At 72.1% G+C, this 18,342-nt stretch carries 20 protein-coding genes; 9 read left to right on the top strand and 11 right to left on the bottom strand.

The window, feature by feature from the left end; translation table 11 throughout:
- Nucleotides 1-8 precede the first annotated feature (8 nt).
- The 3 genes from D7231_RS19245 (at nucleotide 9) to D7231_RS36555 (ending at nucleotide 4,246) form a co-directional block, all read left to right on the top strand.
- Complete coding sequence (locus D7231_RS19245; protein ID WP_199739411.1) at nucleotides 9-1,112, top strand: P1 family peptidase; 1,104 nt, start codon at nucleotides 9-11, stop codon at nucleotides 1,110-1,112.
- Nucleotides 1,113-1,203: 91 nt separating this feature from the next.
- A complete protein-coding gene (gene lanL / locus D7231_RS19240) occupies nucleotides 1,204-4,044 on the top strand; it encodes a class IV lanthionine synthetase LanL (protein ID WP_147449764.1) in 2,841 nt (946 codons plus the stop codon).
- A gap of 55 nt (nucleotides 4,045-4,099) precedes the next feature.
- Nucleotides 4,100-4,246 carry a hypothetical protein gene (locus D7231_RS36555; protein ID WP_158673784.1) on the top strand — a complete coding sequence of 49 codons (147 nt, stop codon included), beginning with the start codon at nucleotides 4,100-4,102 and terminating at the stop codon, nucleotides 4,244-4,246.
- 59 nt (nucleotides 4,247-4,305) lie between these two features.
- Here D7231_RS36555 and D7231_RS19235 read toward each other — a convergent pair whose 3' ends face one another.
- The 6 genes from D7231_RS19235 to D7231_RS19210 all read right to left on the bottom strand — a co-directional run bounded on the left by D7231_RS19235 (nucleotide 4,306) and on the right by D7231_RS19210 (nucleotide 9,292).
- Nucleotides 4,306-5,034, bottom strand: coding sequence for a VIT1/CCC1 transporter family protein (locus D7231_RS19235; protein WP_120756689.1), 729 nt, complete (start codon nucleotides 5,032-5,034; stop codon nucleotides 4,306-4,308).
- Between the two features lie 55 nt (nucleotides 5,035-5,089).
- Nucleotides 5,090-5,875 carry a class I SAM-dependent DNA methyltransferase gene (locus tag D7231_RS19230; RefSeq protein WP_120756688.1) on the bottom strand — a complete coding sequence of 262 codons (786 nt, stop codon included), beginning with the start codon at nucleotides 5,873-5,875 and terminating at the stop codon, nucleotides 5,090-5,092.
- Nucleotides 5,876-5,966: 91 nt separating this feature from the next.
- Nucleotides 5,967-6,932 carry an ABC transporter permease subunit gene (locus D7231_RS19225; protein ID WP_120756687.1) on the bottom strand — a complete coding sequence of 322 codons (966 nt, stop codon included), beginning with the start codon at nucleotides 6,930-6,932 and terminating at the stop codon, nucleotides 5,967-5,969.
- Nucleotides 6,929-7,846 carry an ATP-binding cassette domain-containing protein gene (locus D7231_RS19220; RefSeq protein ID WP_120756686.1) on the bottom strand — a complete coding sequence of 306 codons (918 nt, stop codon included), beginning with the start codon at nucleotides 7,844-7,846 and terminating at the stop codon, nucleotides 6,929-6,931. The genes D7231_RS19225 and D7231_RS19220 overlap by 4 nt, the downstream gene beginning before the upstream one ends.
- Nucleotides 7,843-8,301, bottom strand: coding sequence for a GntR family transcriptional regulator (locus tag D7231_RS19215; protein ID WP_120756685.1), 459 nt, complete (start codon nucleotides 8,299-8,301; stop codon nucleotides 7,843-7,845). Before D7231_RS19215 ends, D7231_RS19220 begins: the two co-directional genes overlap by 4 nt.
- Before the next feature lie 97 nt (nucleotides 8,302-8,398).
- Entirely contained in the window at nucleotides 8,399-9,292 is an 894-nt protein-coding gene (locus tag D7231_RS19210; RefSeq protein ID WP_120756684.1) for a hypothetical protein, read from the bottom strand.
- 357 nt (nucleotides 9,293-9,649) lie between these two features.
- Here D7231_RS19210 and D7231_RS19205 point away from each other — a divergent pair, with 357 nt between their 5' ends.
- From D7231_RS19205 to D7231_RS19185, 5 genes are all read left to right on the top strand, one after another.
- Nucleotides 9,650-9,853, top strand: coding sequence for a hypothetical protein (locus D7231_RS19205; protein ID WP_120756683.1), 204 nt, complete (start codon nucleotides 9,650-9,652; stop codon nucleotides 9,851-9,853).
- A 1-nt stretch (nucleotide 9,854) separates the two neighbouring features.
- Nucleotides 9,855-10,391, top strand: a complete 537-nt coding sequence (locus D7231_RS19200) for a DUF6879 family protein (RefSeq protein WP_120756682.1) — start codon at nucleotides 9,855-9,857, stop codon at nucleotides 10,389-10,391.
- Nucleotides 10,388-11,230, top strand: coding sequence for a helix-turn-helix domain-containing protein (locus D7231_RS19195; protein WP_120756681.1), 843 nt, complete (start codon nucleotides 10,388-10,390; stop codon nucleotides 11,228-11,230). Before D7231_RS19200 ends, D7231_RS19195 begins: the two co-directional genes overlap by 4 nt.
- An 84-nt stretch (nucleotides 11,231-11,314) precedes the next feature.
- A complete protein-coding gene (locus tag D7231_RS19190) occupies nucleotides 11,315-11,650 on the top strand; it encodes a hypothetical protein (RefSeq protein ID WP_147449763.1) in 336 nt (111 codons plus the stop codon).
- Nucleotides 11,647-12,810: a methyltransferase domain-containing protein gene (locus D7231_RS19185; protein ID WP_241999793.1), complete on the top strand. Its 1,164-nt coding sequence runs from the start codon at nucleotides 11,647-11,649 to the stop codon at nucleotides 12,808-12,810. The genes D7231_RS19190 and D7231_RS19185 overlap by 4 nt, the downstream gene beginning before the upstream one ends.
- Before the next feature lie 12 nt (nucleotides 12,811-12,822).
- On the opposite strand, the gene D7231_RS19180 is transcribed toward D7231_RS19185, so the two are convergent.
- The 4 genes from D7231_RS19180 to D7231_RS19165 form a co-directional block, all read right to left on the bottom strand.
- The gene (locus tag D7231_RS19180; protein WP_120756679.1) at nucleotides 12,823-13,416 is read right to left on the bottom strand and encodes a Uma2 family endonuclease; all 594 of its coding nucleotides are present in this window, start codon (nucleotides 13,414-13,416) and stop codon (nucleotides 12,823-12,825) included.
- A gap of 110 nt (nucleotides 13,417-13,526) precedes the next feature.
- Entirely contained in the window at nucleotides 13,527-13,928 is a 402-nt protein-coding gene (locus D7231_RS19175) for a DNA-binding protein (RefSeq protein ID WP_120756678.1), read from the bottom strand.
- Nucleotides 13,925-14,173, bottom strand: a complete 249-nt coding sequence (locus D7231_RS19170) for a hypothetical protein (protein ID WP_120756827.1) — start codon at nucleotides 14,171-14,173, stop codon at nucleotides 13,925-13,927. The genes D7231_RS19175 and D7231_RS19170 overlap by 4 nt, the downstream gene beginning before the upstream one ends.
- Nucleotides 14,174-14,352: 179 nt before the next feature.
- Nucleotides 14,353-15,840 (bottom strand): MFS transporter, encoded by a 1,488-nt coding sequence (locus D7231_RS19165; RefSeq protein WP_120756677.1) that lies wholly within the window; start codon nucleotides 15,838-15,840, stop codon nucleotides 14,353-14,355.
- Between the two features lie 114 nt (nucleotides 15,841-15,954).
- On the opposite strand from D7231_RS19165, the gene D7231_RS19160 reads away from it, so the two are divergent.
- Nucleotides 15,955-16,914 (top strand): helix-turn-helix transcriptional regulator, encoded by a 960-nt coding sequence (locus D7231_RS19160; RefSeq protein ID WP_120756676.1) that lies wholly within the window; start codon nucleotides 15,955-15,957, stop codon nucleotides 16,912-16,914.
- A 113-nt stretch (nucleotides 16,915-17,027) separates the two neighbouring features.
- On the opposite strand, the gene D7231_RS19155 is transcribed toward D7231_RS19160, so the two are convergent.
- The gene (locus D7231_RS19155) at nucleotides 17,028-18,029 is read right to left on the bottom strand and encodes a sigma-70 family RNA polymerase sigma factor (RefSeq protein WP_120756675.1); all 1,002 of its coding nucleotides are present in this window, start codon (nucleotides 18,027-18,029) and stop codon (nucleotides 17,028-17,030) included.
- Between the last annotated feature and the right edge of the window lie 313 nt (nucleotides 18,030-18,342).

Genomic DNA, 18,342 nt, shown 5'->3' with positions numbered 1-18,342 from the left:
ATGGCTGTATGACGAATGCAGCCGCTGTACCCGCCCGCGGGCCCATGGACGCGCTCACCGACGTCCCCGGCATCCGCGTGGGACACGCCCGTCGCACCGGCCCCGGCGCGCTCACCGGCACCACCGTCATCCTCACCGCGGAAGGCGGCGCCGTGGCCGCGGTGGACGTGCGCGGCGGCGGCCCCGGCACCCGCGAGACCGACGCCCTCGACCCGCGCAACCTCGTCCAGCGCGTGGAGGCGGTCGTCCTCTCCGGCGGCAGCGCGTACGGACTGGACGCCGCGTCCGGCGTGGTGGCCTGGCTGGAGGACTGCGGCCGCGGCTTCCGCGTCGGCCCCGACCCCGCGCAGGTCGTCCCGGTCGTCCCCGCCGCCGCCCTCTTCGACCTCGGCCGCGGCGGCGACTGGCGGGCCCGCCCGGACGCCGCCCTGGGCCGCGAGGCCGCCGAGGCCGCGGCCCGCGAGGACGTGGGGGCGCCCGTCGCGCAGGGCAACGTCGGCGCGGGCACGGGCGCGGTGGCCGGCGGCATGAAGGGCGGAGTCGGCACGGCGAGCGCCGTGCTGCCCTCGGGGACGACGGTCGCGGCGCTGGCGGTCGTCAACGCCGCGGGTTCGGCGGCCGATCCGGCGACGGGCGTCCTGTACGGACAGTTCTACGAGGGCCGGGTCGAATATCCGTCGGCGGACCGCCATGCAGCCGCGCAGGAGCGGCTGGCCGCGGCCCGGGAGGAGTCCGCCAAGCGCTCGGCCGCGTCGGTGCGGCCGCCGCTCAACACCACGCTGGTGGTCGTCGCCACCGACGCCGAACTGACCCGCGCCCAGGCCCAGAAGCTCGCCGGCACGGCCCACGACGGCCTGGCCCGCGCCATCCGCCCGGTGCACCTGCTCAACGACGGCGACACGGTCTTCGCCCTGGCCACGGGCGACCGCCCCCTGATCGCCGAAGACGTCTTCGGCGACACGGCCACGCTGCTGGCGGCGGGCGCGGTGAACGAAATCCTGGCGGCGGGAGCGGACGTAGTAACGCGCGCGGTGGCAAAGGGAGTGCTGGCAGCGGAGTCGGTGGACGGCCCGGGAGGGGTCTTCCCGTCGTACGGGGAGCTGTACGACTGAGCGGCGAACAGACACCGGAAGCCCTCACTCGTTCGGATGAACAACTCGTCGCTGTGGGCGAGTCGGTTTGCCCCATGGGCATTTTCCCGTCATGAGCGAGAACGCTTTCGTGGGCGCGGTGGTCACGGCTCTGGAGGGCACCGGTGAGCCCGCGCGGCAGATGCCCGGGGGCGAATGGCAGGTGTCCGTGGGCGACTTGTGGGCGACGGCGCGCCCGCCCCTCCACGTACCGCGCACCCAAGGCTGGAAGATCCACGTGAGCGCGGCGACCGGCGCGGGCGCCGAGGTCCTGCACCGGGTGGCGGGGGTCGTCGCCGGGGCGCGGTGCGCCTTCAAGTTCGCGGCGGGACCCGCGCAGCTCGCGGGCGTCAACTCACGGAACTGCGAGCGCGGTTCGGCGGGCAAGTTCATCACCCTCTACCCCGCCGACGACGACAGCTTCCTCGCGCTGGCCGAGGCCCTGCACGCGGCCACGGCCGGGCTGCCCGGCCCGGCCGTCCTCTCCGACCGGCCCTACCGGCCCGGCAGCCGCGTGCACTACCGCTACGGGGCCTTCGCCGGCCGCCCCGAGCTCAGCCCCGACGGCCTGTACCGGACGATGCTCACCGCGCCCGGCGGGCAGCGGACAGAGGACGTCCGCGGGCCGCGCTTCCGCCCGCCGCCGTGGGCCGCCGACCCGCTCGGCCCGGGGCCGCCCGCCGGGCCGGGGCCGCCCTCGCTCCTCGCCGGGCGCTACGCCCTCACCGGCGCCCTCCGGCGCTCGACCCGGGGCGGCGTCTACGCCGGGACGGACACGATGACCGGCGAGGAGGTCGTGGTCAAGCAGGCCCTCGCGCACATCGAGGTGGACGGCTCGGGGCGTGACGCGTGCACCGCCCTGCGCCACGAAGCGGAGACGGCGGACGTGCTGACACGAGCGGCCCCGGGGCTCACGCCCCGTCTCCTGGAACTCATCGAGCGGGAAGGCCAGGTCTTCCTCGTCCGCGAGAAGGTGCCCGGTACAGCGCTGTGCTGCCGGGTGACGGAAGTGACGCGGCAGCAGGACCGCGGCGGGGACGGCCGCCCCGGCGTGCCCTGGCCGGTGGCCGCGCCCCTCGTGGAGGCGCTGTTCGCGCTGGTGGAGGCCGTGCACGGAGCCGGGGTGGCCGTCGGGGACCTCGCGCCGGGCAATGTGATCGTGCGGCCCGACGGCGGTCTGCGGCTCATCGACCTGGAGTCGGCGGCGCGGGCGGGCGAGGCGGTGGGCCTTGCGGGCACGCCGGGCTACCGGGCGCCGGGAAGGGGAACGGACGCCGACCCGCGGGACGACTTGTTCGCCCTCGGCGGCCTGCTGTTCCTGCTCGCCACCGGCCACGACCCTCCGCCGCCGGACGCGGCGGGCGGCGTCCCCCACGGATGGCTGCGGCTCACAGCGCGCGAAGGGGAGGCGGCGCGACGCCTGACACCCCTGATCAACGGCCTTAGGAGCACAGCACGGGGAAGCCGGATGCCACTGCCGCACGCGAGGGCGGAGCTCCGCTGGGTGGGGCCGCGGCCCTGCGGCGGGGCGCGGAACCGCGTCACGGCGGGGCCGCGGGGGCCGGTGACCGGTGCCGGCGGGGCCTCGCCGGGCGCCGTACCGGAAGCCTCTCCCGGGGCCTTGCCCGCTGCGGTACAGAACCCCCTGCCCAAGGCCTCGCCCGACGTCGTCCAGGACGCCCCGCCCGAGGCCTCGCCTGAGGCTCTGTCCGAGGGCTTGTCCGGCGCTCTGTCCGACGCCCTGCTCGGCCGCCTCCTCTGCGACGGTGTCGCCCACCTCGCCGCCACCGCCCGACCCCGCAGCCCCGAGCGCCTGTGGCCCACCACACCCGGCGGGCTGCGTACCGACCCGTGCAACATCCAGCACGGGGCGGCCGGTGTCCTGGGCGTCCTCGTCCGCGCCGCCGCCACCGGCACGCTGCCCGCGGACGTACGCGCCTCCGCCCGTACGACCGCGCGGGCGGCCGCCGACTGGATCGTCCGGCGGACGGCCGCCGACCCCGCCCGCCTGCCGGGCCTGTACTTCGGCCGGGCAGGCACGGCGTGGGCCCTGTGTGACGCCGCCGGCCTCCTGGCGGACGACGGCCTCGCCGCGTACGCCGGCGCCCTCGCCCGCGCCCTGCCCGTGCGCGGGCCCCAGCCGGACGTGTGCCACGGCGCGGCGGGCGCGGGGCTCATGCACCTGCGGCTGGCGACCGGCCGGGCCGGGGCCTGCGCACGAGGGCTGCTCGCCGCCGCGCGCCGCACCCCGCACGGGCTGGAGTGGCCGGTGCCGGAGGGCTTCGACTCCGCGTTCGCCGGCGGCACGTATCTCGGGTACGCACACGGGGTCGCCGGCATCGGCGCCTTCCTGCTGGCGGCGGCGGAGGCCACCGGCGAGGGCGCGTTCCTGGAGGCGGCGGTACGGGCGGGCGGCACGCTGGCGGCGACGGCGCGCAGGGACGACGGACCGCACGGGGGCGCCGCCTGGTGGCCCGAGCGTACGGACACTCCGGCCCCGACCGCCCCGTCGGCTCACTGGTGCGGCGGCTCGTCCGGCGTGGGCACCTTCCTCGTCCGGCTCTGGCAGGCCACGGGTGACGCGCGCGCCCTCGAACTCGCCCTCGCGGCCGGGGAAGCGGTGCTGCGCGCCCGCTGGCGCGGTACGACCGCGGCCTGTCACGGGCTGGCCGGGGACGGCGAGTTCCTGCTCGACCTCGCCCGCGCCACCGGCTCGGCCCGCTTCCACGCCGGAGCCCGGGCAGTCGCGGCCCTGCTGGCGGCCCGCAGCACCATCACCCCCGGCGGGCTCCTGGTGACCCTCGACGAGACCGGCCACGGCTCCGCCGCCGCGTACGGGACCGGCACCGCGGGAGCGCTGGCGTTCCTGCTGCGGCTGCGACACGGCGAGCCGCGCATGTGGACGGATGCGTAGTCCGCAGCAGGCATGAAGACCGGAACACCCGGACACCGGAACAAAGGAGACGAAAATGGCCGACATGGAATCCCTGGAGTCCTTCGAACAGCTCCACTACGCCCTGGAGGAACTGCCGGACGCGGCACCGCAGGGTCCGGCCGGCCACGCCGAGTCGGGGATCTGCCTCATCACCCTCAACGGGGGCGGCATCGAGGTCTGAGCGCTTCACGGCCCTGGGCGGGCGACGCCGCCCGCCCAGGGCCCATGTCAGAGCCCGTGTCACACCCCGGCCGCCCCCAGCAGGGACCCCGCCGCGTAGGTGACCGCCATCGCCAGCGCACCGCCCGCGGCGTTCCGCAGCATCGCCCGCCCCACCGGCGCATCCCCCATCCGCGCACTCCCCCACCCGCACACCACGAGCGCGGCGAGCACCGCCACCACAGTGACCGGCAGCCGTACGTACGGAGGCGGGAGCACGATGGCGAGCAGCGGCAGCAGCGACCCGGCTGTGAAGGCGAGGAAGCTCGCCCCGGCGGCCTGCCAGGGACTGGTGAGCTCGTCGGGATCGATCCCGAGCTCGACCTCGGCGTGCGCGCGCAGCGCATCGTGCTCGGTGAGCTGCTCGGCGACCTCGCGGGCGAGGTCATGGGTGAGCCCCTTGCCTTCGAGGAGGCCGGTGAGCTCGTCGAGTTCCGCCTGCGGCGCGACAGCGAGCTCGCACCGTTCGAGGGCGAGCGCGGCCTGTTCGGAGTCGCGCTGGGTGCTCACCGACACGTACTCGCCGGCGGCCATGGACATGGATCCGGCCAGCAGTCCGGCGAGCCCGGCGGTCAGCAGCGTGCCGCGGGAGTCCGTGGCGCCGGCGACGCCGACGACGAGGCCGGCCGTCGAGACCACGCCGTCGTTGGCGCCGAGGACGGCGGCCCGCAGCCGGTTGAGGCGGTTGCCGAGGGAGCCCTCGTGGGGCTCGTGGTGGGATTCCTGGCCGGGTTCCCGCCCGGAGGGCATGGGCGCGGTGGGGGTCTGATCGCTCACGAAGCGAGGTTCCCACCGCACCCCGCGCTCACTCGGGCAGACTCACCCGGATCTTCGACTGGCCGTGCGGCCGCTTCTCCCAGTCGTCCATGAAGCGGGCCCGCAGCCCGTGCTTCTCGGCGAGGGCGATGAGCGTGCCGGTGCGGTAGTAGAAGTCCTCGCGGAGCACCTGGTGCTCCGCGCCCTCCGTACGGTCGAACGTGAAGTCGAAGAAGCCGCCGGGCGCGAGGATCCGGCCGACGTGCGCCAGGCACTCCTCGATGACCTCGACGGGCGAGTGCGAGAAGACGCTGTGGGCGTGGACGACGTCGAAGTGCGCGTCGGGGAGGAAGTCGAGGGTGAGGTTCTGGGTGATGGTGAGGTGCGGGAGCTTCTCCTGGAGCCCGTACGTGGTGAGGGTGCGCTTGGCGGAGATGAGGATGTCGGGCGAGATGTCGATGCCGTAGTAGTGGCCGGCGTCGAGGTAGTCGATGAAGAGCCGGCCGGCCCGGAGGTTGCCGCAGCCGATGTCGAGCATGCGGTGGCGCGGGGCCAGGCCGTGCTCGGTGAGGTAGTCGAACTGCATCTTGCCGAGGGCGAGCCAGCGGTCGTGGGTCTTGCTGCCGACGGCGGCCTCGGGGTTGCGGGCGGTGTCGGAGGCCATCACGGCGCGGTAGTAGCCGACGTGGTCGGGGTGCTTCAGGCGCAGCCAGCCGTCGCGGGCGGTGCGCTTGAGGTACGGGGCGATGCGGGCGGGGTGGGTCACCGCGTAGCGGACCTTGTGGGAGAGGTTGCTGCGGTTCTTGAGCAGGGCGGCTGCTTTGCGCGAGGACACGGGCGGGACCTCCGTAGGGGGTTGGCGGACGTGGCGGGACACGCGGGGCGGGACGGGGCCGTAAGGCCGCAAGGCGGCAAGGCGGCAAGGCTCAGAGGAGGCGGCGGCGCAGGACGTAGGCGATGAGGACCGTCAGCACGGCGGCGAGGCCGAGGAATATGCCGGTCTCGATCCACTGGAAGGTCCAGAAGTCGCTGCTGGGGTAGACCGTGCGGTAGCGGCCGGTGAAGCCCTTCTGGGCCATGCACGTCTTGAGGTCGGGCAGGCCCTCGCCCCACGGGCAGGCGTCCGCGATGGCGTGCCTGCGGCCCGCGGCGTCGACGAAGCCGAACTCGCCGGTCGACCAGCCGCTGCCGACCTCCCGGCGGGGCGCGTCGCCCTGGCTGATCCACAGCTGGGGCGAGATCCAGTCGGAGCGGAAGCTGTTGAGCGCGAACCGGACGGCGACGACGGCGCCGAGCACCGCGGCCATCGCGGGCAGTGTGCGCCGGATCAGCAGGCCGGCGGCCGTGCCGGCGGCGAGGCCGAAGAGGGCGCAGGCGATGGCGGCGGGGCCGGTGGCGTTGAAGATGTAGCCGTCGTGCCAATAGAGGCCGTTGAGCATGTTGGAGACCGGCGACCACCACCAGGCGACGAGCGCGGCGAGGACGGCCGAGCCGAGCACCGTGCAGGCGGCGGCGAGGGCGTAACGGGTGGTGAACCAGCGGCCGATGCCGACGCCCTGGGTGAGCGCGAGCTTCCACGTACCGCTCTCCAGTTCGCGGCCGAGGAGCGGCGCGCCCCAGAAGATGCCGATCAGGACGGGCAGGGCGGTGCTCAGGCTGCCGAGGGCGCGCAGGGGGCCGTTGTAGTCGTCCAGCAGCGTGCGGGCGGCTTCGCTCTCGCAGTCGCCGTCCCAGCCCTTGCAGGTGGAGGTGGGGATGTGGTGGCTGCTGATGAAGCCGGTCATGCCGGTACGCATGACGACGACCCAGGCCGTGACGGCGAGGAGGAGGGCGGCGCCGGTCAGGATCAGGGCGCGCTGCTGGCGCCAGGCGAGCCAGAGGGTTCCCTTCATGCGGCGGCCTCGGCGGACGTGCTGGAGGTGCCGGGCGTGCTGTCGGAGCGCAGGTACGCGAGCAAGAGATCTTCCAGGGAGGGGTTCTCGACGATCCACGGGGCGCCCGGGGACCAGTCGCTGTGACGGAGGAGGGCGTGCACCTGCCGCCCGGTGAGGGTGGCCTCGACGACGCCGGCGCGGTCGACGTCCGGCGGAAGCCCGTCGTCCGTGGCCGGGTCGGCGAGCCCGGTGATCCGGAGGTGGCTGTCGCACAGCCGCTGGGCGTCGCCGTCGAGGCGCACGGCGCCGTGCTTGAGCAGCAGGACGTGGTCGCAGGCGTTCTCCAGCTCGGAGAGCACGTGGGAGGACATGACGACGGTGGTGCCGCGGTCGGCGACCTCGGCCATGACCAGGCCCATGGCCTCGATGCGGACCAGCGGGTCGAGGTCCGCGAGCGGTTCGTCCAGGAGCAGCAGGTCGGGGCGCTTGCCGAAGGCGAGCGCGAGGGCGACGCGGGTGGCCTGGCCCTGCGAGAGGGCGCCGACGCGGGCGTCGAGGGAGATGTTGCCCGCCCGCACGATGCGTTCGGCGGAGGCCTGGTCCCAGTCGCTGTTGAGCTCGCGGCCGAAGCGGAGCGTGTCGTCCACGGTGAAGCGGGGGTAGAGCGGCTTGTCCTGGGCGAGGAACGCGGTGCGGTCGCGGGCCGCCGGGGTGCCCGGTTCGGCGCCGAAGACGCGCAGCTCGCCGGAGGTCGGCCGGAGCAGGCCGGTGGCGAGGTGGAACAGCGTGCTCTTGCCCGCGCCGTTCGGGCCGACGAGAGCGGTGATCCGGCCGGCGGGAAGCGCGAAGTCGCAGTCGCGCAGGGCCCAGCCACCGCGGAACCTCCGCCCCAGGCGGGTCGCCCGCAAGGCGGTGGTGGGGTCGTCGGTCACGTGTCTTCCTCCTGCGTGTGCGTGTGCGTCTGCGGTGGCCGGGGGGCCGGGATGAAGGGAGGTGGTGGCTCGGGGGGCGGAAAGGAGTCGTCGAGGACGGAGGCGGCGAGCGCCGCGATGTCCTCCCGCTCCAGTCCGGCCGCGCGGGCCCGGCCCACCCAGGCGGCGGCCTCGGCCCGCAGCGGCGAATCCGCGGCCGCGGCGGGCCGCGCCAGGGACCGCCGCACGAACGTGCCCCGCCCCGGCCGCGGCTCCACCAGCCCCTCGCGCTCCAGCTCCCGGTAGGCCCGGAGCACGGTGTTGGGGTTCACGGCGACGGCCTCCACCACTTCCCTGGCCGTCGGCAACCGGTCCCCCGGCTCCAGCACTCCCAGCCGGAGCGCCTGCCTGACCTGGTGAACGAGCTGGAGGTAGGTGGCCACACCGCTGCGCCGGTCGATCCGGAACGCGATCATTCGGCACCCTCGTTTCACTAACGTGTTAGTGGAATGATGCGGAGGGGGTGCGGGGGTCGTCAAATCAGACAATGTGTGGGTGGGTGGTGACGCTGGGTTACGAGGGAAGGGTGGTGGCCCGCGCGGCGGCCCTCACCAGCCGCCGAATGCCGTCGGCCCGCTCCCGGACGGCGGCCGGATCGGGCCGGTGATCGGCAGGACTCTCACCCCGGCAGTCCCGGCAGAGCCCACCGGGAAGCGCTTCGGGGCGGCCGGGGGTGCGGCAGACGGTGCACTCAAGGATGCGGAGGGGGCGGTGCGGGGACGGTGCGGGCGCCCGTTCGGGCGGCATCTTGTCCGTGAGCCGCCGCCGGGCGAGCGCCCCGGCGCTGTGCACTTCCGGCGGCAGTCCGCCGGTGAGGGCCCGTACGACTTCCTCGTCGTCGGCACCGAGATCCAGCCATTGCCGGACGAGCCCTTCGAGGGCCTGGCACTCGGCCGCGGAGAGCGTCATACGGGGGTCGACGCGACCGACCCCGGCGAGGAGGAGGTAAGCCCGGGAGCGGGCCCGCCGGGGCGGGCGGGGAGCGGGCCGGTCATCGACGGGCCGAGGCGGAAGGCCGTCAGCCAGGAGGGCGCCCCACCAGGCGTCATCCCGGGCGGTACGGGAGAAGTAGGTCCGAGTAACCCAGTGCCAGCTACCACTGTCACCCTTGATCCGCTCCGTCACCCGCCGCAAATGCCCGGCCTCCGAAAGCCGCCGCAGGGCGGTCCGGCAGGCGGCCTGCCCGTAGTCGGCGAGGTGGGCGGCCAGGGTCTTCGCATCCATCGCGGCCCCGTCGGGGAGCCGGTCAATAAAGGCGGCGATGGAGGCTTCGCGGGCCCGGAGATGAGCGAAGTCGTCGCGTCGGCGGGGGGCTTGATCGGGTGCGGTGCGCTTGCCGTAGCCGCGGACGGCGGAGGGGTGGGGGTGCGGGGGGCGCGGGGCAGCGCTAAGGTCGGCGTCAGCCATGGGGATCGGTTCCTACCGTTGTCGATCTCGATGGTCAAACCCCGGCAGGTGTTCCAGCACCTGACCGGGGTTGTTTGTTGCTGCGAACGCTAGAGCGCGGCGACAGGATGTCGCAACCCGATCACCGAAAGTGAACGGACCGTGGTATAGGCGGGGTTGGGAGGGAGGGCGGGTTGAGCCCACCACCCATTCCTCAGAAAAAGCACTCGGGATCCGACCCCCGCGGCCCGGAGCTCAGGGATTGCGCGCAATCGACACCGGACTTGGGAAGTCGCGCAATGTTCGGCAAACGGGCTTCGCGCCGCGGCAGGGGCCAGCATGCTGTGATCTCAGCATCTACCGCGAAGGGATGTGGTCATGGCGCTCAGATTCCTGGGCACGACCTCCGAGCACGGGAACTGCCCCACCCTGTACGAAGTCGAGGAGACGGGCGACATCGTCGTTCAAGGCGAGCGCCTCGTCGACCCCCAGCACCTCGATCAGCTGCGGGACGTCAAGGGCTCCGAGACATTCGTCGTGGTCCCGCGCGAGCTACTGATCCGTTTCGCACCCGAGGAGTGACGTGGCCGAGCTGATCCCGTTCGAGGAGGTCGCACACCTCTTCGAGGAATTCGAGCACACCGCATGGCGTCTGGAAACCCAGCGCGGGTACGCCTCGGACCGGTTGAGCCCCAGCTGGGGACGGTTCCAGCGCGGGGAAGCATTCAGCTACAACTCGGACAACCCGTGGCACACCAGTGTTCGGCGGCAGACCGAGCAAGGCAAGCGATTCGAACGAGTTCGACTCGTCGATGACCCGCCGACCGAAGGCCAGCGCTTCCTTCTGGCCTCCGGCCTGGGCAACGTCGAGGCGGGCGAGGACATCCGGAACATGTACCGAGCCGAGGCTCATCGCCTTGGGCTGCCGGATTACGACTTCTGGCTGTTCGACTCCCGCATCGTCATGAAGTTCGTCATCGACGATCGGGACGAGACGCTCGGCGTGTACGTTCTCGAAGACGCCGAGACGGTCGTCCAGGCCTGTCAGGCACGGGACAGGGCCTGGCACTACGCAATCGCCACAACCGAGTTCCAGGCACAGGTACCTTCGACTGTGTGAGCACCGATTTCCAGGCAGGCCGGGTAGCCCTCGGTGCGCGGCTGCGCGAGCTGCGCACCGAGGCCGGCCTCAATGGAAAGGACATGGCCGCCCGTCTCGGCTGGCAGCGCTCCAAGGTGTCCCGTCTGGAGCACGGCAAACAGACCGCCACCGACGATGACTTGAAGGCGTGGGCACGGGAGGCCGAAGCCCCCGGCGAGGCCGATGACCTGCTGGCCCGGCTGAAGGGGCTGGAGTCGCAACAGCGGTCCTGGCGTCGGCAGCTCGCCTCCGGCCATCGCGGCGTCCAAGAGCGCTACGTCGTCGAGTACCGCAGTACCTCGACGGTGCGCGGATACGAGGCTACTGTCATCCCCGGTCTCTTCCAGACCCCGGACTACGCCCGGAACCTGCTCTTGCACAACGCCGAGTTGATGCAATCGCCAAGGGACACCGAGGAAGCGGTGCGGGCTCGCATGCAGCGGCAAGAGGTGCTGTACCAGCCTGGCCGTACTTTCCACGTCATGGTGTGGGAGGGCGCGCTGCACGCGCTGATCTGCCCCCGCGAGGTCATGGCCGGACAACTCGACCGTCTCGTCAGCCTGATCGGACTGGATCGCGTGCACCTGAGTATCATCCCGCTCGGCGCGCCACTCGCGCTGTCCCCGAAGCACGGATTCTGGATCTTCGATGACAGGCGCGTGATCGTCGAGACCGTCAATACCGAACTGCACCTTGAGTCGGATGAGGACGTCGCCTTGTACAGACGGGTCTGGGACCGGCTTCACCGGTCTGCCGTATCCGGCGCCCAAGCGCATCGTTTGATCGCCCGTGCCAGGACCGCTCTGGCGTCGGACTGAACAATCTTGGCAACGGCGCAGAGCCCTGCGCAATCGCACGCAATCGGCGGGCGGGCGCACATCCGCCGTCCCTACGTTCTGGGCATGACCACAAGGACTGCAGCACCTGCCACGCGCACCGTCCTGTGCAGGACGTGCATTCGGCTCACCCTCGCGCGGGCGACCGCCGTGCGGGACGGCCGCTGGGGCGACGTCATCGCACTCTCGGAGGCGAGGGCGCAGCACGAGCAGGAGCACGCCGATCAACCGGAGGAGCACATGATGATGAGCGCCCGATCGACCACCCCGTACGCGCAGGCCGGCGGCCACGGAAAGCCCCAGGACGACGGCGACGGGCACCCCGGGCAGCCGTGGACCCCGACCGACGAGCCGACCCCGGACGGGTCGACGCCTCCCGGCGGCGGGACGCACGGCAAGTGACGCCGCCGACCGCGCCCGCCGTGGACCCCGGCCGGGACGGACTCCGCCGTCTCCTCCTCGGCACAGGCGCCCTCGAACCCGCATGGGTTCCCGCCTTCGACGCCGTACGCCGGGCCGGCTTCCTGCCCGACGTGATGTGGCCGCACGACATGGCAACCGGCAGCAGCCGCACAGTGGACAAGGCGCGCGCCCCGGACGCGTGGCAGAGGTACGCCGACTCCGACTGCCCCATCGTCACGCAGTGGGACGACGGGGCCCACAACGGACCCGAGCCGGGAAGGTCGTTCAGCTCCTCGTCGTCCATGCCGAGCCTCGTCTTCTCCATGCTCGCGGACCTGGACGTCCGCGAAGGGCAGCGGGTGCTGGAGATCGGCACGGGCACGGGCTGGAACGCGGCGCTGCTCGCGCACCGGCTCGGGGCGGGGAACGTCGTCACCGTGGACGTGGACGGCGTCGTGGCCGCCACCGCAAGGGCGGCGCTGCGGCGGGCCGGGTTGCCGGTCCGCGTCCTGCACCGCGACGGGTACCTGGGCTTCCCCGAGCGCGCCCCGTACGACCGGATCATCGTCACGTGCGGCGTGCGCGACATCCCGTACGCGTGGGTCGAGCAGACGGCGCCGGGCGGGATCATCCTCGTCCCCTGGGGCACGTACTACGGGCCCGCGGAGGCCACGGCGCGGCTGGTCGTCGACGAGGACGGCCGGAGCGCGTCCGGGCCCTTCACACGACCGGTGGGCTTCATGCGGATGCGGGCGCAGCGGCTGGTGCGGCGGCAGCACGCGGCGTACGTGCCGCCGGGGGCGATGGACCGCGCGGAGGTGTCGTTCACGTCGGTGCCCGCGACCGACCTCGACGGATTCGTCATGGGCCTGCTCGTACGGGACGTCACTCACGTCGCCGACCGCGAGCGGGATGGCGGCCGGCGCGCCGTATGGCTCTACGGGCTGTCCGACACGTCATGGGCGGTCGCCGTCTTCCGTGACGGCCGGAAGGAGGCCAAGGTCTACCAGTCCGGACCGCGCCGGCTCTGGGAGGAAGCGGAGACCGCACACCAGTGGTGGAAGGCCAACGAAAGACCCGGCTACGAGCGCTTCGGGCTGACCGTCGGGCGGGATGGACAAACCCGCGTCTGGCTGGACGGCCCGGACCATCTTCTATAGGAGATGGCAGGGCTACGCGCCCGGCTGCCGGATCCTGGCCGGCACGAGCGAGGCCAGGTCGAGGCCGATCGTGAACGGCACGGGGCGCTCCAATGTCCGGCGGAAGATTCCGGCCGGGGCGTAGGCGCCCGTCGGGATATCCAGCTCGTAGACGTGGACGGCAGGAAGGCCGTCCTCGTCCTCGACGCACCAGTAGTGCGGGATTCCGGCCTCCGCGTACTTGCGGAGCTTGACCGTGCGGTCGCGGTGCGCGGACTCGGGGGAGACCACTTCGACGACCAGAAGAACGTCGGCGGGGTCGTACCACGTGCGATCGGGGTCGTACGGCGCCCTGGTCGCCAGGAGGCCCGGCTCCGGGCGGTTGCGGGCGTCGAGCCGGATGGTCATCTCGCGTTCGACTTCGATGCCGCCCGGCGCCTGGCTCATGAGAGCCGTGGTCAGAGCCGTGACGAGTCGGCCGTGCCACGACCGCTGGGGCGACATCATGAAGACGAGGGCTCCATCGACCAGCTCGGTGTGGCGCGGCGCTTCCGGCAGGTGGTCCAGGTCCTCCGCGAACCAGCCTTCCGCACGTGGCGGGCGCATCCAGTCGGGCAAGGCGGTCATGGCTCAACCGTAGCGACCGGGACAGGTCCGCGGCGCGGGATCGTCCGGGTCGTCCTCACCTTCCGGCGCGCGTCCTGAGGGCCGGAACCGAAAGACCTTCGGTGCTCCCCTCAGATGCCGATGATCCGGACGCGGTCACCGCACAGCCGGGCCATGTCATCGACGTCGGAGGTGAGTACGGCCACCGGACCCGGCTGGCGCAGTGCCGCCTCGGCGACCGTCGCGTCGATCGCGTATTTGTGGCCGTGCAGACCTGCGGTCTTGAGCAGTTCCGCAGACGCTTTCGCCGCGTCCTCGGTCAGCGGCTCGACCTTGACGCGTGAGAGCACCCGGTGCAGCCGAGGCACGTTCACCCGCGCGTGGCTGACTTCCACGATGGTGTCGGCTCCGATGACGAGATCAGCGCCCATGGCGTGGAACACCTGGAACATCGCGAGGATCTTGCGGTCCTGTGCGATCCAGGCGGAGAGTCCTTGAGAGTCCAGGACGACGGTCTCGATGCGCTCGTTCACGCCGCGCTCGCCGACCCGCCCGCCTCCGTCACCCCGAGGATCCTGGAGCGAGCCTCTGCCAGTTCCTCCTCGGTGAAGGCCCCGTGTTCCTCCTGGTGACGCTCCAAATCGGCGCCGAGCAGCTGGTGCCGCAGCTGACGCGCCACCGCCTCGGCGACATAACCGGAGACGTTGTCGGTGAGCTTCCTCAGCTCGGTGACCTGCTCGGTCGGCAGCGTCACCGTGATGCGTGTCGTATCCGCCATGACGCGAGCATACTGCGGTATGCGCGCCCTGCGGGGCGTCCGGCCCGGCATGACTCCGCGCACGGTGGGGCCGCATGGCGGGGGTACGCGGCGGGGGTACGCGGAAAAGCCCTGGGCGGGCTGGATGGCATCCAGCCCGCCCAGGGCACGTCACACGTCAGAGGTCAGAAAGAGACCGCTCAGGCCGCCGCCAGCTCCGCCTCCGGCTCCTGCTCCATCGCCGGGACGTCCTCCGTCGTCCGCCGCTTGGGGAGGAGGAACAGCAGTGCGAAGACCAGTACCAGGCCGCCCGCGACCCACCACATCGCGTGGGTGAACGCGCCGCCGAAGATGTCGGCCACCGGCTCGCGCCGCGGGTCCGCGTCGTCGACGACCGAGAAGAAGGCCACGGAGACCAGGCCGAGCCCGATCGCGTTGCCGAGCTGCATCGTGGTGTTGATCAGGCCGGACGCCGAGCCGGCGTGCTCGCGCGGGACCTCGGAGAGGATCGCGTCGGTGATCGGGGAGACGATCAGGCCCATGCCCGCGCCCATCACGATGAGCGGGAGCGCCATCTGCCAGGACTCGATGCCCGCGCCGTAGTGCTTCGCCTCCCAGATGTAGATCAGGACGCCGGCGGCCATCACGACCGCGCCCGTCGAGAGCACCTTGCGCCCGAAGCGCGGCACGAGCTTCTGCACGGACATGCCGGCCGCCGCCGAGACGGCGATCGAGAACGGGATGCCGGTCAGGCCCGCCCGCAGCGCGGACCAGCCGAGGCCGATCTGCATGTACATCGTCCAGACCATGAAGAAGATGCCCGTGGTCATGCCGAAGACCAGCTGGACGCCGACGCCGCCCGTGAAGCTCCGGACCTTGAACAGCGACAGCTCGACCAGCGGCGAGCCGTCCTTGCGGGTCTTGTGGCGCTCGTACGCGATGAACGCGGCGAAGACGAGCAGGGACGCGCCCATGGATATGAAGCCCCACAGCGGCCAGTCGTGCTCGCGGCCCTGGGTGAGCGGGAAGAGCAGCATCAGCAGGCCGACGCTGGCCAGGGCGACGCCGACGAGGTCGAGCTTGAGGGCCTTCGGGGCCTTGGACTCGGTGATGAAGCGCTGGCCGAGGAGCAGGCCGGCGATGCCGACCGGCAGGTTGATCAGGAAGATCGGGCGCCATTCGAGGCCGAAGAGGTTCCACTGGGTGAGCAGCGCGCCCAGCAGCGGACCGGAGACCGCGCCCAGGCCGATGATCGCGCCGAACATGCCGAAGACCTTGCCGCGCTCGTGCGCGGGGAACGTGACGTGGATGATCGACAGCACCTGCGGCACCATCAGGGCGCCCATCAGGCCTTGCAGCACCCGCGCCCCGACCAGCAGCTGCGGGTCGCTGACGACGCCGCACAGCATCGAGGCCAGCGTGAAGCCGCCCATGCCCAGCAGGAAGACCTTCTTGCGGCCGTAGATGTCGCCCAGCCGGCCACCGGTGATCAGGCCGATCGCGAAGGCCAGCGCGTAACCCTCGCTGAGCCACTGGAGGACGCTGAACGAAGCGTCGATGTCGCGCTTGATGCTGGGCATCGCGATGTTGACGATCGTGACGTCGACCAGATCCATGAAGGAAGCGGTCATCACTACCGCGAGCGCCAGCCAGCGGCGGCGGTCGGTGGGCGGTGAATCGGTGGTCATGGACGGACCTGGCCTTTCAGTGGGGTGGAGGGGATGCGTGTGCTTCGGCGTATGACCCGACCGTAGACCCCATATAGGACAGCTTGTGTCCCACTTCGCTGCCACCCTGGTGTCATGACCGACACTCCGGCACGGCTGCTGAACCTGCTCTCCCTGCTCCAGACGCCCCGCGAGTGGCCCGGCAGCGAGCTGGCCGAGCGGCTCGGTGTGACCACGCGCACCATCCGGCGCGACATCGAGCGGCTGCGGGACCTCGGCTATCCCGTGCAGGCCACCATGGGCGCGGTCGGCGGCTACCGGCTCGCGGCCGGCGCCGCACTGCCGCCCCTCGTCCTCGACGACGAGGAGGCCGTGGCCATCGCCGTGGGCCTGCGGGCGGGCGCCGGGCACGCCGTCGACGGCATCGAGGAGGCGTCCGTACGGGCCCTCGCCAAGCTGGAACAGGTGCTGCCGTCCCGGCTGCGCCACCGGGTCTCGGCCCTGCAAGCGGCCACGGTCCCGATCACCTCCGGGGACGGCGCCACGGTCGACCCGCGGACGCTGACGACCATGGCCTCGGCGGCCACCGGCAACGAGCGCCTGCGCTTCACGTACCGCAAGGGGGACGGCACCGAGATGCAGCGGCTCGTCGAGCCGCACCGCCTGGTGAGCACCGGGCGCCGCTGGTATCTGGTCGCCTACGACATCGACCGCGGCGACTGGCGGACCTTCCGCGTCGACCGGGTCAGCGAGCCGTTCGCCACGGGCGCCCGCTTCGCCCCGCGCGAGCTGCCGGCGGCGAACGCGGCCGAGTTCATGAACCGCTCGCTGGGCCGGATGCAGCCGAAGATCCGGGTCGTCGCGACGGTGCAGGCCCCCGCGGAGTTCGTCGCGGCGCGGCTCCCGCAGCACCTCGGGGCCCCGCAGCCCATCGACGCGATGACCTGCCGGCTCGACCTGGAGGTCGCCGACTCCCTGGAGTGGCTGGCCCTGCGGCTGGCCCTGCTGGACTGCGACTTCACCGTCCACGAGCCGCGGGAGCTGGTGGAGCACCTGCGCGAGCTGGGCGCGCGGATCAGCCGCGCGGCCGGATGACACAGGGACGACAGGGACGACGGGGGCGATAGGGCAGAGGAGGGCCCCGGCGCAGGGGGGGGTGGCGCCGGGGCCCGGTCTATGAGGTTATGCCCTATTAAGCCGCTACGTCACTACGCCGCCGCGTCAAAGCCCGTGTCGTGGGCCATCTTCTTGAGCTCCAGCAGGGCGTGCTTCTCGATCTGCCGGATCCGCTCCCGGGTCAGGCCGTGCTGCTTGCCGACCTCGGTGAGGGTGCGCTCGCGGCCGTCCTCGATGCCGTAGCGCGCCTTGATGATCGAAGCGGTCCGCTGGTCGAGGCGGCCGATGAGGTCCTCCAGCTCCTCGCTGCGCAGCAGGGCGATCACCGACTGCTCGGGCGACACCGCGGAGGTGTCCTCCAGCAGGTCGCCGAACTGGGTCTCGCCCTCGTCATCGACGGACATGTTCAGGCTGACCGGGTCGCGGGCCCAGTCCAGGACGTCGCCGACGCGCTCGGCGGTGCTGCCCAGCTCCTCGGCGATCTCGGCGTGCTCGGGGTCGCGCCCGTTCTCACGGTTGAACTCGCGCTGGACGCGCCGGATCCGGCCGAGCTCCTCCACGAGGTGGACGGGCAGCCGGATCGTACGGGACTGGTCGGCGATCGAACGGGTGATCGCCTGACGGATCCACCACGTCGCGTACGTGGAGAACTTGAAGCCCTTGGTGTAATCGAACTTCTCCACCGCGCGCACGAGACCCGCATTGCCCTCCTGGATCAGGTCCAGGAGCGGCAGGCCGCTGCGCGGGTAGCGGCGGGCGACCGCCACGACCAGGCGCAGGTTCGACTTGATGAAGACGTCCTTGGCCCGCGCGCCTTCGGCCGCTATGACCTCCAGCTCCTCGCGCGAGGCCGCCTTCGCGCCCTTGCCCGGGTCCTCCAGGCCGTCGAGAATCTGCTGGGCATAGACGCCCGCCTCGATGGTCTGGGAGAGCTCGACCTCCTTGGCGGCGTCGAGCAGGGGCGTACGCGCGATCTCGTCGAGATACATGCCCACCAGATCGCGGTCGGCGATCTCCCCGGAGGCGCGCATACTGCTCGCCCCCTCAGCGCCCTTGTCGGCAGCCTGACGACGGGCGACGGCACGGGTTGCCATGCGTACTCCCTTGCGATGAGTCGGTCGCGGGACGGGCGGAGCGCGCGGCCCAGTAGGGCTTCCCTGTACGAGCGGACCCTGCCACGGTTGCCCCGTCCGATGGAAAGAACGACTGGAATCCGGACAGAATTCCCACGGAACATCTTCTTTTTGGTGACCATGCAGTATCCTGCGCGGCCGCAGGCCTGGAGGTGTGCCGAGGAGACCCACGGAAGCGCAGGTCAGACAGCACGGCGGGGGTGTCCCGGCAGCCCCTCGGACCACTGGTGCCGCAGCCGGCCGAGACGGTCGTCACACCGGCGGGAGCGTCGCC

It is taken from the genome of Streptomyces klenkii (assembly GCF_003626645.1).
GTDB classification, from domain to species: Bacteria; Actinomycetota; Actinomycetes; order Streptomycetales; family Streptomycetaceae; genus Streptomyces; species Streptomyces klenkii.
Note: the sequence above shows the minus strand (reverse complement) of the source record. Positions and strands in the feature narration are given on the sequence as shown.

Excerpts from the sequence above, each read along its gene's own strand:
- D7231_RS19245 (WP_199739411.1), top strand. The coding sequence starts at position 9 with ATGACGAATGCAGCCGCTGTACCCGCCCGCGGGCCCATGGACGCGCTC.
- lanL (WP_147449764.1), top strand. The coding sequence starts at position 1,204 with ATGAGCGAGAACGCTTTCGTGGGCGCGGTGGTCACGGCTCTGGAGGGC.
- D7231_RS36555 (WP_158673784.1), top strand. The coding sequence starts at position 4,100 with ATGGCCGACATGGAATCCCTGGAGTCCTTCGAACAGCTCCACTACGCC.
- D7231_RS19235 (WP_120756689.1), bottom strand. The coding sequence starts at position 5,034 with ATGCCCTCCGGGCGGGAACCCGGCCAGGAATCCCACCACGAGCCCCAC.
- D7231_RS19225 (WP_120756687.1), bottom strand. The coding sequence starts at position 6,932 with ATGAAGGGAACCCTCTGGCTCGCCTGGCGCCAGCAGCGCGCCCTGATC.
- D7231_RS19215 (WP_120756685.1), bottom strand. The coding sequence starts at position 8,301 with ATGATCGCGTTCCGGATCGACCGGCGCAGCGGTGTGGCCACCTACCTC.
- D7231_RS19210 (WP_120756684.1), bottom strand. The coding sequence starts at position 9,292 with ATGGCTGACGCCGACCTTAGCGCTGCCCCGCGCCCCCCGCACCCCCAC.
- D7231_RS19205 (WP_120756683.1), top strand. The coding sequence starts at position 9,650 with ATGGCGCTCAGATTCCTGGGCACGACCTCCGAGCACGGGAACTGCCCC.
- D7231_RS19190 (WP_147449763.1), top strand. The coding sequence starts at position 11,315 with ATGACCACAAGGACTGCAGCACCTGCCACGCGCACCGTCCTGTGCAGG.
- D7231_RS19180 (WP_120756679.1), bottom strand. The coding sequence starts at position 13,416 with ATGACCGCCTTGCCCGACTGGATGCGCCCGCCACGTGCGGAAGGCTGG.
- D7231_RS19170 (WP_120756827.1), bottom strand. The coding sequence starts at position 14,173 with ATGGCGGATACGACACGCATCACGGTGACGCTGCCGACCGAGCAGGTC.
- D7231_RS19165 (WP_120756677.1), bottom strand. The coding sequence starts at position 15,840 with ATGACCACCGATTCACCGCCCACCGACCGCCGCCGCTGGCTGGCGCTC.
- D7231_RS19160 (WP_120756676.1), top strand. The coding sequence starts at position 15,955 with ATGACCGACACTCCGGCACGGCTGCTGAACCTGCTCTCCCTGCTCCAG.
- D7231_RS19155 (WP_120756675.1), bottom strand. The coding sequence starts at position 18,029 with ATGGCAACCCGTGCCGTCGCCCGTCGTCAGGCTGCCGACAAGGGCGCT.